Genomic DNA, 13,252 nt, shown 5'->3' with positions numbered 1-13,252 from the left:
AGGATATGAGTACCCCGTTGTTGACCGAATCCGAGATCGTCGAAGCACTCGCCACGCTCCCGGGCTGGAGCAGGTCGGGGACGGCGCTGACCAGGTCGATCCAGGCCGATTCCTTCCCGGTCGGAATCGAACTGGTCCGCGCGGTGGCCGAGGTCGCCGAGGCGACGAACCATCATCCCGACATCGATATCCGCTGGCGCACGATCACCTTCACGCTGTCCACCCATTCCGCGGGCGGAATCACCGGACTGGATCTGGCGCTGGCTCGGGAGATCGATCGGCTCGCGCCGAAATTCGCGGGCGGCGACGTCCCGAACGAATGACCCAGCAGTAGAACACCAGCGCGCCGAAGACGTTCACCGTCCCCAGCCACGACAACACGCCCGGCCGCGAGATCTCCCAGATCGTCGGTTGCAGGAACGACAGCAGCCACGACACGCCCGCGAGCATGGTCACCAACCAGTACCCGGCGAGGACGCGCGCGCCGGGTGCGGTGCGCAGCGGTCCGTAGATCAGCCACAGCACCGTGGGCAGCAGCCAAACCCAGTGGTGCGACCAGGAGATGGGCGAGACCAGCAGCCCGAACAGCTGGACCACCACCAGGGCGCCGAGCCGGTCCTCGGATTCCAGCGCCCGCCAGGCGAAGAAGGCCAGCGCCGCGACCACGAGCACGCCCGCGATCCACCACGGCCCGGATTCCACGTCGTAGCCGAGGATGCGGCTGAACGCGCCGCGCAGCGACTGGTTCCACACCGACCCGACCGGGCCGATCCGGTCGGCGTCCCCGAGAAGGGTGCCGAAGTACCTGGTCGCTTCGTGCTTGTTGATCAGATAGCTGATGCCGACGGTCGCGCCGAAGACCACCGCCGACCACACCACCGTGGCCCAGCGCCGCCGTGCGACGAAGTAAAGCCCGGTGATGGCGGGAGTGAGTTTGATGCCCGCGATGAGGCCGACCAGTCCGCCGGAGATCCACCAGCGTGAACTGCGCACCGCCAGCATGGCCCCGAATACCAGGAACACATTGACCTGGCCGTAGTCGAGTGTGGTGCGCACCGGCTCGGTCCACATGCCCACCGCGGTCCAGGCGAGGATGACGGCCTGCCTGCCGGGCTCGCGCGATCGTTCGACACCGAGCAGCAGCTCCATGCTGAAACGCACGACCCCGTAGAGCGCGGCCGCGGTGGCGAACAGCCAGCCGATGGCCACCGCGCTGAAGGGCAGCAAATGCAGCGGGAAGAACACCACCGCCGCGAAGGGCGGATAGGTGAACGGCAGCGGGAAGTCGGGGGTCTTGTCCGCGTAGGTGTAGTCGTAGAGTTCGTCGGTGAGCAGATCGGCCGACCCGTTCACGTAGACATGCAGGTCGACGAAATTCATTCCATTGTCCGCGAACAGCATCCACGCCAAGCGGACCAGCACGGATACCGCGAGCGCCGACGCCGCCAGCGGTAAGGGTATGGCGGTCGGACGCGATGGTGTCCGAGCGCTCTCTCGATTCAAATCCCTGACTTTCGAGTCGGAGCGGATCGCCTGCCGCGACCCGCCGAAAAAATTGTCTCGGTGTGTTCGTCGGCGCGAGCCGAAGGCTCGGACTACATTAACCGGAGGCCGTCGTCCCAGGTTCGGCTGCCACATGCCGCGAACGTCGACGCATGTGCGTACAGTGGATTACCGCTGATAACATTTGCATCACCTTCACCACAGGTAACACCCGCAGCGCGCTACCTTCTGATGACACTGATTCGTCCACGGCGCTGCCGGGACATTCGCCGCTGTACAACTCGGTGGCTGTGTCCCTAGAGTGACCCCCGAAACGATGGTATTTTGCATCGCTCCAGATGTACCCGAAGGTAAGGACGGCTAGACCAGTGCTTCGCACCCGAGGAACGCGGATCGCGTTGTCCGCTCTCGCCCTGGCGGCGAGTGCTTCGCTTGCCGCGCCGACCGCAGTCGCGGCCCCCGCGCCCGCGCCCGCCGCGGCCCCCAGCAGCATCCCCATGGTTCCCGAAGGCGTTCCCGTGGATGCGCTGGCCGCGCTTACCCCGGCCATCGTCGGCTCCATCGCGGGTCCGGCCGATATCGCGGGCGGACCGCAGTCGGCCATCCTGGCCCAGGCGCGCGCACTGCTCGCCACGCTGAATCTGCCACCGCAGATCAAGTCGACACTCGAGCGGATCATCACCTTCCTCGACGGCAGCGGCGGCGGCGGCCCTGAACTGCCGCAGGACGGCCCGGTCATCGCGCAGTTCCTCTACCCGAGCATCGGTAAGGGCTGTATCAGCGACTCCGCCGACTCGATCGGCACGGCGCTGGCCGTGCCCGGTCCCGCGCAGCTGCCCCCGCCCGGCCCGGCCGCGGGTGAGACCGGCTTCGTCTTCACCGCGCTCGGCACCAAGTCGCCGACCGCCGTGCAGAATCCGCCCATGACCGTGCAGTGGCTGAACCTTGACACCCGTCAGAGCGGCGTCGTCCCGCTGACCGACGAGGCCAAGATCAACCCCGACGGTCCGGCCACCCTCTCGGCCATCGTGAACACCGGATCGGGCCGCATCGTCGCCGTCATCGGCGGTTCGCTCACCACGCAGGCGCCCGACGCCGCGCCGCGCACCTGCTCGTTCCTGCCGACCCTCGGCTTCTTCACCGTCTAGTCCGCACCCCGAGTCGCCGCAGGCCGCACCGCGCGGCAGGCGGCGACTCGCGCGTGTCTGTGGTAGACCGAAGATATGGCGACTGTCGAGGCACCCGCACGACCTGTCCCCCCGATTCCGAGCGGTCATGTGATCCGCAGCAGGCGATCACGCCGGTCGATCCTGAGCTTCCGTTCGGAGGGCTCGATCCTGTCGATCGGCTCGGCGTATTCGATCCTGTCCATCGGCAGCGTCGGCTCGGTGCTGTCGGTGGGCTCGGTCGGATCGTTCGCCTCGGTGTTCTCCTCCGGCTCCTTCGCCAGTCTGGGCTCCGCCTTCTCCGGCCTGTCGCGCTGGTCGCTGTTGGCCTGGCACGGCGATCACGAGTGCCCGGATTCACGGCCTGCTCTTCGAGTGGTACCGGACGACGAACCCGATCTGCGCGCCGATCCGGCGTGTCACTGCCAGACGTAGCTCACCACTGCCCGTATTCCGGCCGCAGTACCGCGTTGAGGTCGACGCCGACACCGTCGACCGCGCGCTTGTCGATCTCGAACTGGTGCAGATGCGCCGCGGGATGGATATAGCCCTTCGGCGATCCCCAGTTGTGCTGCCAGAACCAGGAAGCCAGGCCCGCGATCCTGGCCAGTTCTATGGTCGGTGCGTTCGCGTATATGCCGACTCGTTGCTTGCCGAGCACCGACTGCCAGCCCGCGAGATAGGGCGCGATCATGGTCGCGAAATCGATCGGTCCCGGATTGTCATCGATGGATGCGTAGATGGGCACGGTGTCGGGGCCGCCCGCCGCGCGGTGCAATTCCAGTCCGCGCCGGGCGTGCCGCTTGCCCGCTTCGAGTCCGCCGCGCCAGTCCGCGGTGGCGCCCTTGCCGTATTGGTAGTTCGACACGATGGTCAGTCCGGCTTCGTGCAGCGCGTCGACCTCATCGGCGAGCAGGGGTTTGCCCTCCATCCACTCCGCGCCGGGTCTGCGGTCGGAGACGTAGCGGATGACGCCGATATGGCCTGCGTCCCGAATGGCCAGCGCCGCAGGCACGCCGCCCGCGTAGTCGAGCAGGGTGCCGAGATGCGCGGTGGCGGCGGCACCGGCGGGGGATATCGCGGAGGCGGTCGCGCCGGTGACGGCGGCCGCCGCGGTGAGGGCGAGTAGTTCACGTCTGGATAGCGGAGTGAAACGCATCGCGGACTCCTTCACGCGGCCCCCCGTAATGGAAAGCGACAGCGTGCCCGGCGCACCTTCCCCAAATCCATTCGCGCGCCGGGAGCCTCGAACGTGGTCTCATTTCACCACATTCACATGGGAACCGCTAGACCCATCGGACCCATTCACCACACTCGCCACAGTGGTAACCCTCAGCCGAGTTTGTCCAAGTGCGCCGCGACGTCGATGACGCGCTCGGAGGCGTCATCGAGTTGGTCACGCACGACCTTGACGACCTGCGCGACGATCTGTTTGCGCATCTTGGCCAGCGCCCCGAGGGTGGCGGCTCGCAGACCGTGGGCGGTGAACTCCAATCGGATGTCCTCGGCTCGCGGCGGCGGCACGTCGATCACCACGAGCAGCGGATCGGCCGCCCGCACGGTCAGAACCAGCGGAATCTCCACGTCGGCGCGGTAGTGATTGGACTTCAGCACATCGACGGTGATGTCCAAGCGCACCGGCACGATCAGATCGAAGGATACCGGCGTCCGCGGGGAATCCGACACCGCGCGCTCGTGCACACGCGGCAGCCGAATCGCCCCTTGCACGGTGAGCGTCGCCTTCTTCCCCGGACCGGCTCGCAGCGGCCCGATCTCGATACCGCGTCCGGCCATGCGCTCGGCCACCTCGCTCACCCGCTCACGGGTCACGATGCGTTCGAAGAAGCGGTGGCCGAATTCGCCGTAATCGATCCAGTCGAAGTCGAGACGTTCCCGATGCGGTGATCGGGCGCCGTCGATGATGGCCTGCACGTCGAAGACGCGGCCGCGCCGGGCCTGTGGTTCGGCGAGGATGCCGTTCACCCGATTGGCGACCTCGCGCTGCACCATGCCCGCGATGGGGTCGAGCAGCCACTCCCAGGCGGAGTCCACGGCCTGCGCCCGCAGCACCAGACTCACGTCGTTCGGCCGCACCGACGCGATGTCGATGACGATCAGCAGTGGGTCGGCGGTGCGGGCGTGCAGAGTGAGATCGATGTGCACGACCGCGGACACGCGCAGTCGGCGTCCGCCGAGCAGCACCTTCATGGTCAGGGAGATGGGTACCGTGAGCTCGAAGATGACGTGGGTGGGGTGCCGTGAGATGGCGGGCTCGCCCATCTTGCCCTCGGCGACGAATCCGGCGAGTCCCGCGGGTCCGATGGAGAACGGGCCGATGGTCACCCCCTGACCCGCGATACCGGCGACCGCGGCCACGATCCGCTGTTCGGTCACCGCGCGGGTGACGAAGCGTTCGCCGAATTCGGCGTAATCGATCCAGACCGGATCACCGCCGGTCTCGTCGGTCGCCTGCGTCATCGGCTCCATCGGATGTTCCGGACCCCTCAGCTGTGGACAGGACATCGGACACGGTACGCGAATATCGGGAGTGCTCGGCTCGCTCGGGTGCGCGGGGGGAGCCCTGTCCTGCTGATGAGGGGGTAGCAGGACAGGGCTCGGGCGACAGCGCTGCCGGGCGCTGTCTACTCAATGGTAAGTCTTCGAGCCGAACTCTCAGAACCGGTACGGTCTCACCATTTCGGCTGAGCGGCAATGATTCTCACAATCTTAACCTCACAGCCTGCCGAAGCCCACGGCGCCGGGCACCTCGGACAGACGGAATCGGTGGATGCGCACCGTGCCGTTCTCGTTGCCGCCGATCGTCGTGACCGTGCCGTTCGCCGCGGTCAGCACGAGATTGGTGTGCTGGCCGAACGGCCCGGGAGCGTCGTAGAGCAGCACGTCTCCGGTGCTCGGCAGGTAGTCGGCATCTATGGGGACGAAACGCCCGACGCCCCGGTAGTACTCCTGCAAGGTGTACACCCCCGGTATCCGCCACGAGCCCGAATTGGGGTTCGCCAGCGGGACGCCCGCCTCACGCATGACCCAACTGACGAAATCCGCGCACCACGGCTCACGTGCGCCCTCGGCGTAATCGGGCCCGCTCCGAGGATGCGCGAATTCGCGTTCCAGCACATCCACCAGCGACTTACGGACGGGACTCAGGTCCGACCGGTCGAGGCGGGGGAACACGGTCAGCGCCTCCCCCGCTATCGCGGCCTGCGTCGAATGCTCCCGCCACCACCGGTCACCCGCGACCGCGCCCGCGCCCGCGCCGACCAGGGCGACGACAACCGCCCACACGATCCACACGCGCGATCGCACCGCGCCACGCTCCGCCATATCCCCCGATTCCTCCCCGGTACCGCCGTCGACGTTCGACGCGGTGTCCCCACTATAGGTCGCGTCGATCCCGGCCGGTCCGAGGTGGAGCCCCCACCGGCACGGCATACCGCGCAGACCGTCATCGAGCGGATCACCGTCGGCGTGGTGGCGGCGATCCACGCGCGCGGTCGCACCGGCGCGCCGCCCTACCGAATCGGTCGCGGCGCCGTGACACGGGCGCGGTTACGGCGGAACCGACCGTCCGACGGTGTTGCCGGCACGTATCGTTCTCCGCGCGAAGCGAATTCGGCCGTGCCGTCCCCTCCACCGAACACCGACCGTGCATGCCTGGTGTCCGACCGTCGAACGGGCGATCGTCCCGCCGCCCCCGGCGCGGCGAGACGCGGTCGCTCCGGCCGCTCGAATCGCCCCTTCCCGATTCGGCGCCGCGGCGACGACCGCGCCTGTTTCCCGTTGGCCTCCGGCGAACCGAACGGCCGGAATCGAGTTTTGCGTAGCGCAACAGGCATGGTCAAACATGTTCGCTGTCCCAATTTGTCCCACTTCGACACCGCCGGAAGGTAGGTGACCGCACGATGGCCGACCCCCATCGCACCATCGCCCGCTACCTGAGGGAGCGCCGCGAGGCGGGCGGCATGACCCGGACCGCGCTGGCCAAGGCGGCCGATATCTCGCCTGGTTTGATCCAGAAGATCGAACAAGGTACGCGCACACCGACCCTGGACGCGCTGGCGACGCTGTTCGACGCGCTCGAGGTGCCGCCGACGCTGCGCGACCACATCATCGGCCTGACCCTGCCGAGCCGCCTCGACCCGGCGCAGAGCGCCGAGTCGAGGACCGTGCTGCCCGCGGATCTGGCTCTGCTGCACAGCATTCCGCATCCGGCCTGCTTCCAGTCCCAGCCGGATTTCGATGTGCTGGCCGTCAACGCGGCATGGACACATTGGTTTCCGGGCTGTGATCCGGGGACCAACATCATCGAATGGATGATGTTGCACCCGGCCGCCAAGCGGCTGCTGCCGCAATGGCGCAGGCAGACCCATTTGATGGTCTACGCGTTTCGCATCATGGGCCCGGGACTCGTGCCGCCGGAACGCATCGCCGCGATCGTGCGCGCCTGCGAGCGGGCGCCGGAGTGGGCCGAACTATGGAGCACCGAGGTGGCGCCGCACGATATCCCGCGGCCCACCGTCACCGTGCGCGATCCCGATACCGGCGAGGATCGGGAAATGTACGCGGGGAATCTCAAATTCGATTTCCCGCGTCGCCACTGGTGGATGTATTCGCTGGTGCCGGCCGCCTAGCCGATCAGCCCGCGCTGTCGGCCTCGCGCACCGCGGGCGCGGCAACCACCTCGCGGCCCATCGGGATGAGAGCGGTGAGCACGATCGCCAGCACGGCCGCCGCCATCGCGATGAAGAACGTGGTGTGGAACCCGTCGCGGGAGGGCAGCGCGCGACCGCCGTAAGTGATGGTCATGTGGGCCAGCACCACGCTCATGACGGCCGCGGAGGTCGAGGTGCCGATCGAGCGCATGAGCGAGTTCAGGCCATTGGCGGCGGCGGTCTCGGTGATCGGGACCGCGCCCATGATGAGCGCGGGCATAGCCGCGTAGGCGAGCCCGACGCCGCCCGCGACGACCAGCGCGGCCACCAGGATCTCCCACACGCTGCTCATCAGCACCACCGCGCTGAGGTAGCCGATCGCGATGACCGCCGATCCGACCATGAGCGTGACCTTGGGGCCCCGCGCGGCCGACAGACGTGCCGACACCGGCGAAAGCAGCATCATGACGATGCCGGTCGGTGCGAGCACGAGGCCCGCCTCGACCATCGAGAGCCCGAAGCCGTGGCCGGTGCCCTCGGGCGCCATGAGCAGTTGCGGGAAGCTCAGCGACATGCCGTAGAGCGCGAAGCCGACCGCAATGGAGGCGAGATTGGTGAGCAGCACCCGTGGCCGCGCCGAGACACGGATATCGACCAGCGGGGATTTCCGCCGGAGTTCGAACCAGCCCCAGACGAGCAGGACCACCGCCGAGACCGCGAACAGCATCAGGATCGTGGGGCCGGTCCAGCCCCAGTCGGCTCCCTTGGTGATGGCGACCAACAGCGCGAGCAGGGCGATCGACAGTCCGACGGCGCCGCCGAAGTCGAAGCGCGCGGGGGTGCGCACCGGCGATTCGGGGACGAAGACGAAGACCGCGATCGCGCACAGCACGCCCATGCCCGCGGCGGTCCAGAACAGCGTGTGCCAGTCGGCGTTCTGCGCGATGAGCGCCGCGGTGGGCAGGCCGATGGCGCCGCCGACGCCGAGGGTGGCGCTCATGATGGCCATGGCCGAGCCGACGCGTTCGGGGGGCAGTTCGTCGCGCATGATGCTGATGCCCAATGGGATCGCGCCCACGGCCGCGCCTTGCAGCGAGCGGCCGACGATCTCGGGGATCAGCGCGGAGAAGCTCGCGCAGATGACCGAACCCGTGATGAGCAGCAGCAGAGTGACGAACAGGATGCGGCGCTTGCCGAACATGTCGCCGAGGCGACCGCTGATCGGGGTGGCGACCGCGCCCGCGAGCAGGGTCGAGGTGATCACCCAGGAGGCGTCGGACGCGGAGGTGTCGAGCAGTGTCGGCAGTAGCGGAATGATCGGGATGACCAGTGTCTGCATGAGCGATACGACGATGCCCACCATGCCGAGAGTGCCGATGAGCACGGCGGGCGCGGGCGGTCGCCGTTTACCGGTCTTCGAGACGGCCGCGGCCGCGTCGGCAGTCAGGGACATGAATGTGTACGGTACACATGTTGTGTATGGTGCACAATTTGCTCTCGGCGTGTGGCGAACGACATAGTGTGTGCCATGTCGGATCAGACCCCCGCCGACCCGGCGGCGCTGCGGCGGCTCGTCTTCGAGCTGACGCTGCTGTCCCGGCACTATCCGGCCTCCATGCTGCGCCGCCCCGGATTCCAGCTCGACCGCTCCGCCTACGTCATCCTGACCAGGCTGGAGCTGGATTCCCCGCTGAGCCTGCGCGAACTGTCCGTGGCCCTCCAAGTCGACATCTCCACGATCAACCGGCAGATCGGGGCCATGCTCAAACAGGACCTGGTCGAACGGGTGCCCGATCCCGAGGGCGGTATCGCACGCAAGATCCGGGCGGGCGAAAAGGGTCTGGCGCTGCTGGCCGAGGATCGAGCCCGAAGTCAGGACGGCATCGGCGCGGTGGTCGCGCACTGGTCGGCCGAGGATATCGACCGATTGGGAACGATGATCGCCCGATTCAACGAATCCATCGAACAACTCGAGGACAATCGCTGGCCGCGGCCGTCCTGATCGCCCCCGGCGCGATCTTCCGGCAAATCGCCCGCTCCCCGAGGAACCGCCGCGTCGCCCACCACGCGGCGGCTAGGCTGCGCACCCGTGGGACACCGCCATCGAAGCACCTCGCGCGCGACCTGGCTCTCCTTGGACAACTACCTGGTGGGCGCACTGGGACTCGTCATCGCGGCGGCACTCGGCACCGTCGCCGCCACCGTGGCCCTGTCCGGGCACTACCTCGCGGCGGTCGCGATGACCGCGCTCGCCCTCGCCTTCGCACTGCCCGCCGCCTACCAGGCCGTCGGTGAATTGTTCGCCATCGCGCTACTGATCGGCACACTTTTGGTCTTCGCGCTGCTGACACCCGCGCTGGCGGTCAGTCCGGCGCTGCGCAAGCGGGCCCGAAAGTACTGGTCGAACGCCCGGCGCTGATCCACCCGGATGAATTCCGCTCGGCATGGGCGGAATTCGATCATGAACGGGGACTTCGCGGCGATCGGCCCGTTTGAGAGCCGGATTTCGAGGCATCACCGGACAGAAGGCTCGTCGAAGGAGAACCCCGTGTCGTCCGGAATCTTGATCCTCGTGATCGTCGTGGTCCTGGTCGTACTCGCGGGCGCGGCAATGTTGCTGTGGCCCGCGGTACGCAGCCGCCGCCTACGCTCGACATTCGGCCCAGAATACGAACGCATCGTGGCCGAGGCGCCCGATCGCCGTGCCGCCGAACGCGAAATGGCCGAACGCGAACGCAGGCACGCCGAGCTCGAATTGCGTGAACTACCCGCCGACCGCCGCGAATACTTCACCCGTACCTGGTCGACCGTGCAGGAACGGTTCGTCGACCAGCCCGCCGACTCGGTGACCGCGGCCGACCGTCTGCTCACCGCCCTCATGGCCGAACGCGGCTACCCCACAGGCAGTTACGATCAACAGCTCGCCGACCTGTCCGTCGAGCACGCCGCCACCCTCGGCCATTATCGTGACGCCCACGCCGTCGCCGTGGCCCAATCCGAAGGCAGGGCGAGCACCGAGGATCTGCGCGCCGCCTTGGTCCACTACCGAACCCTGTTCCTCGACCTCATGAAAGGCGGCGGCAAGTCCGCCGAATCCACGACCGAAGTTGCGGCGCAACACAATAGCAGCGAACAACAGACCGACCCGGCGAAGAAGGACGCGACGATATGAGCACCGAATCCGAACGCGACCGCACACACCGACCCGACACCACGGATGCGAATCCACCGTCCGCTCCCGATGGCACCCGAGCTTTCGTCGCCGGCTCCGATTCGGTGACCGCACCCTCTTCCGCCACCTCCACCGCCTCGACCGACGGCGAGCCGACTCGACGCGCGAGCGGGACACAGGCCGCGGAGGCCACCGAAAGAATCGCCCCCACAGCGGTTGCAGGCGGTGTCGATCGTTCCGACCACACCGCCGGGTCGGACGGCACAGCGAAACCGCACGCCGCCGACACGGAGAAATTGCACGCCGCCCGTGAGGAGAAACCGCACGCCGCCGGGGAGGCGACGAGCAAGCAGACGTCGAGCTCCGCCGAAACCGTGAAGCGCGAAGATTCGGACAATGGCGCGGCAGGCGGGGCCGTGACGTCGCGCGATCTGTGGGCGGCCGGTGCGGCGGGTGCCTCTCCGAAAGCCGCGGCGCGCGGCGACGACGGGCCGCCTTCGGAACCGGGACAGGCGGACGGGAAGGCGCGGGACTCGGCCACCGACTCCGGCGCGGCGGAAGGACCCGGTCCGCACACCGAGTTGATTCCGATGCTGCGGGAGCCGGTCGAGAAGGTGGCGACCGCACCGCTGTTCGACGAGCCGACAGTGGAATTGTTGCGCACCCGGTGGCGTGAGCTCCAAGGGACGTTCGTGGACACACCGCGCGATGCGGTGGCGCGGGCCGACGACCTGGTCGCGGAGTTGATCCACCAGCTCACCGCCGCGTACGCCGAACGCAGGGACGCACTGGCCGCCGGATGGTCGGATAGGACTGACACCGAGGAACTGCGCCAGGCGTTGCGGCGCTATCGCGCCTTGTTCGATCAGCTGCTTTCACCGACCGGCTGAGCGGATCGCCCTGCCGCCACGAACCGCATATCCGCCCCGGTCCGGCGGCGGATGTGCGGTTCGACGCGTTCGTGGACCCGCGCCCTCGCGCGGGTGGGCACCGGCACATAGGCTTGCGCGGTGGTTTCCGAGCGGACAGTGGTCGACGGGCGTTTCGAGTTGCTCGAACCGCTCGGCAGCGGCGGGATGGGTACGGTGTGGCGGGCCTATGACGTGGCCTTGCACCGCGAGGTGGCGCTGAAGGAGGTGCGGCCCGCCGATACGGACAGTCCCGGCGGCGCACCCGGCGTGCAGCGCGAACGAGTGCTGCGCGAGGCACGGGCGCTGGCCAGGATCACCCATCCCAATGTGGTGGCCGTTCACCACATCGTGGATTCACCGCCGCCCGCGCATCCGTGGATCGTCATGGAACTGGTGCGAGGCCGGTCGCTGTCGGATCATCTCGCGCAGGGACCGATCCCGCCCGCAGAGGCGGCCCGGATCGGCCGCGGGATTCTGGCGGGTCTGCGCGCGGCTCATCAGGTCGGCGTGCTGCATCGCGATATCAAGCCGGCGAATGTGCTGCTGCGCGAGGACGGGTCGCCGGTGGTCACCGATTTCGGCATCGCCGCGCTGAACGACGCCACCGGACTCACCGGCACCGGCAACCTGGTCGGCTCGCTGGATTACGTCGCCCCGGAGCGCCTGTCCGGGCAGGAGGGCAATCCGGCCTCCGACCTGTGGTCGCTTGGCCTGCTCATGTTCGTCGCGGTCGAGGGCTATCACCCCATGCGCCGCGAGACCACCGTCGCGACCCTGGCCGCCGTCTTACAGGGCACCGTCCCGGTCCCCCATCGCGCCGGACCCCTCACACCGGTTCTCCAGTCCATCCTGGTGGCCGATCCGCACCAGCGACCCTCGGTCGAGCAGGTCGATCACATGCTCGGTCAGGTCGCCGGAGGCGCCACCGCGCCGTCCGCCCCCTTCACGCCGCCCGCGCCGTTCGCGGGCTCGCCCGCGAGTGGCCCGGCCACACCGTTCCCGAACGGTCCCGCCGGCTACCAGAGTGTGCCCGCCGCACCGTATCCGGGCGGACCGACTTCCCCGTACCCGGGAAGTCCGTCGACGCCGTACTCGACCGGGCATCCGCCGGAACCGATTCAGCACGCCAACTATCCGGGCCGGAATTCACCTTCGACGGGCTCGAAGATCGCTCTGGCGGCCGCTGCTCTCGTCACCGTCGCCGCCGTGGCCGCCGCGGTCGTGGCCCTGCGGCCGACCGGCACGGACAGCGGCCCCGGCGGAGGTTCACTTCCCGGCACCATCCTGGCCAGCGGCACCGTTCCCGCCACGGGTGTGCGCATCGCCGACGCCACCACCCCCAACGATTCCACCGACCTGCTGACCCCGGCCGCCATGCGCGCCGCCGTCACCGCACTGGAAAAGGCTTCCGGCGGAAAGGATTTCACCGAGGCGACGTTCTACCCGACCTTCGTCAACGCCGAGGCCCCGGTCCGCGACCAGCCCAAGCTCTACGACGAGTTCGTCTACCGCAACGGCACCGCCACCCGCAAGGGCGCGGGCGGCGAGCTCACCGATACCGCGACCATCACGCTGAGTTCGATCAACTGGGATATCGTGCCCGGCCTCTTCGCCACGGCCAACGAGAAATTGGGCGTTCCCAAACCGACGTTGCGCTATGTGATCGTCAATCCGGCGTGGACCTTCAACGACGGACGGCCGACCTTGCTGGTGTACCTCACCGACGATTACGGCGGCGCGTATCTCGCCGCCAATCCTGACGGTTCGATCGTCACGATGTACCCGCGCGGTCGCTGAATCCATCGGCGGCAGAATCGTATTCGTCATCAC

Annotated in this window: 14 protein-coding genes; 9 read left to right on the top strand and 5 right to left on the bottom strand. The window is 68.1% G+C overall.

Translation table 11 applies throughout. The features are described 5' to 3' along the window. Positions 1-5 precede the first annotated feature (5 nt). Positions 6-323, top strand: coding sequence for a 4a-hydroxytetrahydrobiopterin dehydratase (locus APZ21_RS28295; protein ID WP_054816329.1), 318 nt, complete (start codon positions 6-8; stop codon positions 321-323). Here APZ21_RS28295 and APZ21_RS28290 read toward each other — a convergent pair. Next, entirely contained in the window at positions 241-1,503 is a 1,263-nt protein-coding gene (locus tag APZ21_RS28290; protein WP_371852339.1) for a mannosyltransferase, read from the bottom strand. The two genes, APZ21_RS28295 and APZ21_RS28290, sit on opposite strands and share 83 nt — an antisense overlap. Positions 1,504-1,871: 368 nt before the next feature. Between APZ21_RS28290 and APZ21_RS28285 the strand changes: the two genes are divergently transcribed. Both APZ21_RS28285 and APZ21_RS28280 read left to right on the top strand, forming a co-directional pair. Further along, on the top strand, positions 1,872-2,651 hold the full coding sequence (locus APZ21_RS28285; protein ID WP_082393522.1) for an Rv1157c family protein: 780 nt from the start codon (positions 1,872-1,874) through the stop codon (positions 2,649-2,651). Between the two features lie 75 nt (positions 2,652-2,726). Beyond that, a complete protein-coding gene (locus tag APZ21_RS28280; protein ID WP_054816327.1) occupies positions 2,727-3,104 on the top strand; it encodes a hypothetical protein in 378 nt (125 codons plus the stop codon). A 1-nt stretch (position 3,105) separates the two neighbouring features. On the opposite strand, the gene APZ21_RS28275 is transcribed toward APZ21_RS28280, so the two are convergent. The 3 genes from APZ21_RS28275 to APZ21_RS28265 form a co-directional block, all read right to left on the bottom strand. Continuing rightward, entirely contained in the window at positions 3,106-3,828 is a 723-nt protein-coding gene (locus APZ21_RS28275) for a DUF1906 domain-containing protein (protein WP_054816391.1), read from the bottom strand. Positions 3,829-4,001: 173 nt separating this feature from the next. Beyond that, a complete protein-coding gene (locus tag APZ21_RS28270; RefSeq protein ID WP_239476853.1) occupies positions 4,002-5,147 on the bottom strand; it encodes a hypothetical protein in 1,146 nt (381 codons plus the stop codon). A 255-nt stretch (positions 5,148-5,402) separates the two neighbouring features. Further along, positions 5,403-6,011 carry a CHAP domain-containing protein gene (locus APZ21_RS28265; RefSeq protein ID WP_054816390.1) on the bottom strand — a complete coding sequence of 203 codons (609 nt, stop codon included), beginning with the start codon at positions 6,009-6,011 and terminating at the stop codon, positions 5,403-5,405. Between the two features lie 578 nt (positions 6,012-6,589). Between APZ21_RS28265 and APZ21_RS28260 the strand changes: the two genes are divergently transcribed. Then, complete coding sequence (locus tag APZ21_RS28260) at positions 6,590-7,318, top strand: helix-turn-helix domain-containing protein (protein WP_054816325.1); 729 nt, start codon at positions 6,590-6,592, stop codon at positions 7,316-7,318. 4 nt (positions 7,319-7,322) lie between these two features. Here the strand turns inward: APZ21_RS28260 and APZ21_RS28255 are convergent, their stop codons facing one another. Further along, positions 7,323-8,792, bottom strand: a complete 1,470-nt coding sequence (locus APZ21_RS28255; protein ID WP_082393521.1) for an MFS transporter — start codon at positions 8,790-8,792, stop codon at positions 7,323-7,325. A gap of 75 nt (positions 8,793-8,867) precedes the next feature. Here APZ21_RS28255 and APZ21_RS28250 point away from each other — a divergent pair, with 75 nt between their 5' ends. From APZ21_RS28250 to APZ21_RS28230, 5 genes are all read left to right on the top strand, one after another. Next, positions 8,868-9,341 carry a MarR family winged helix-turn-helix transcriptional regulator gene (locus APZ21_RS28250; RefSeq protein WP_054816324.1) on the top strand — a complete coding sequence of 158 codons (474 nt, stop codon included), beginning with the start codon at positions 8,868-8,870 and terminating at the stop codon, positions 9,339-9,341. Between the two features lie 87 nt (positions 9,342-9,428). Continuing rightward, entirely contained in the window at positions 9,429-9,758 is a 330-nt protein-coding gene (locus APZ21_RS28245; RefSeq protein WP_156371378.1) for an MMPL family transporter, read from the top strand. Positions 9,759-9,887: 129 nt separating this feature from the next. After that, positions 9,888-10,511, top strand: a complete 624-nt coding sequence (locus APZ21_RS28240; RefSeq protein ID WP_054816388.1) for a hypothetical protein — start codon at positions 9,888-9,890, stop codon at positions 10,509-10,511. Then, positions 10,508-11,401 carry a hypothetical protein gene (locus tag APZ21_RS28235; protein ID WP_054816322.1) on the top strand — a complete coding sequence of 298 codons (894 nt, stop codon included), beginning with the start codon at positions 10,508-10,510 and terminating at the stop codon, positions 11,399-11,401. Before APZ21_RS28240 ends, APZ21_RS28235 begins: the two co-directional genes overlap by 4 nt. Positions 11,402-11,521: 120 nt before the next feature. Then, positions 11,522-13,219, top strand: coding sequence for a serine/threonine-protein kinase (locus tag APZ21_RS28230; protein WP_204249166.1), 1,698 nt, complete (start codon positions 11,522-11,524; stop codon positions 13,217-13,219). Positions 13,220-13,252: the final 33 nt, after the last annotated feature.

The sequence above is a fragment of the Nocardia arizonensis genome, from assembly GCF_001310275.1.
In the GTDB taxonomy this organism is placed as follows: domain Bacteria; phylum Actinomycetota; class Actinomycetes; order Mycobacteriales; family Mycobacteriaceae; genus Nocardia; species Nocardia arizonensis.
This window is presented reverse-complemented; position numbering and strand designations above follow the sequence as displayed.

What these genes read in the sequence shown, in the direction of transcription:
- APZ21_RS28295 (WP_054816329.1), top strand. Translation starts at nt 6, where the DNA reads ATGAGTACCCCGTTGTTGACCGAATCCGAGATCGTCGAAGCACTCGCC.
- APZ21_RS28280 (WP_054816327.1), top strand. Translation starts at nt 2,727, where the DNA reads ATGGCGACTGTCGAGGCACCCGCACGACCTGTCCCCCCGATTCCGAGC.
- APZ21_RS28275 (WP_054816391.1), bottom strand. Translation starts at nt 3,828, where the DNA reads ATGCGTTTCACTCCGCTATCCAGACGTGAACTACTCGCCCTCACCGCG.
- APZ21_RS28270 (WP_239476853.1), bottom strand. Translation starts at nt 5,147, where the DNA reads ATGACGCAGGCGACCGACGAGACCGGCGGTGATCCGGTCTGGATCGAT.
- APZ21_RS28265 (WP_054816390.1), bottom strand. Translation starts at nt 6,011, where the DNA reads ATGGCGGAGCGTGGCGCGGTGCGATCGCGCGTGTGGATCGTGTGGGCG.
- APZ21_RS28260 (WP_054816325.1), top strand. Translation starts at nt 6,590, where the DNA reads ATGGCCGACCCCCATCGCACCATCGCCCGCTACCTGAGGGAGCGCCGC.
- APZ21_RS28255 (WP_082393521.1), bottom strand. Translation starts at nt 8,792, where the DNA reads ATGTCCCTGACTGCCGACGCGGCCGCGGCCGTCTCGAAGACCGGTAAA.
- APZ21_RS28250 (WP_054816324.1), top strand. Translation starts at nt 8,868, where the DNA reads ATGTCGGATCAGACCCCCGCCGACCCGGCGGCGCTGCGGCGGCTCGTC.
- APZ21_RS28235 (WP_054816322.1), top strand. Translation starts at nt 10,508, where the DNA reads ATGAGCACCGAATCCGAACGCGACCGCACACACCGACCCGACACCACG.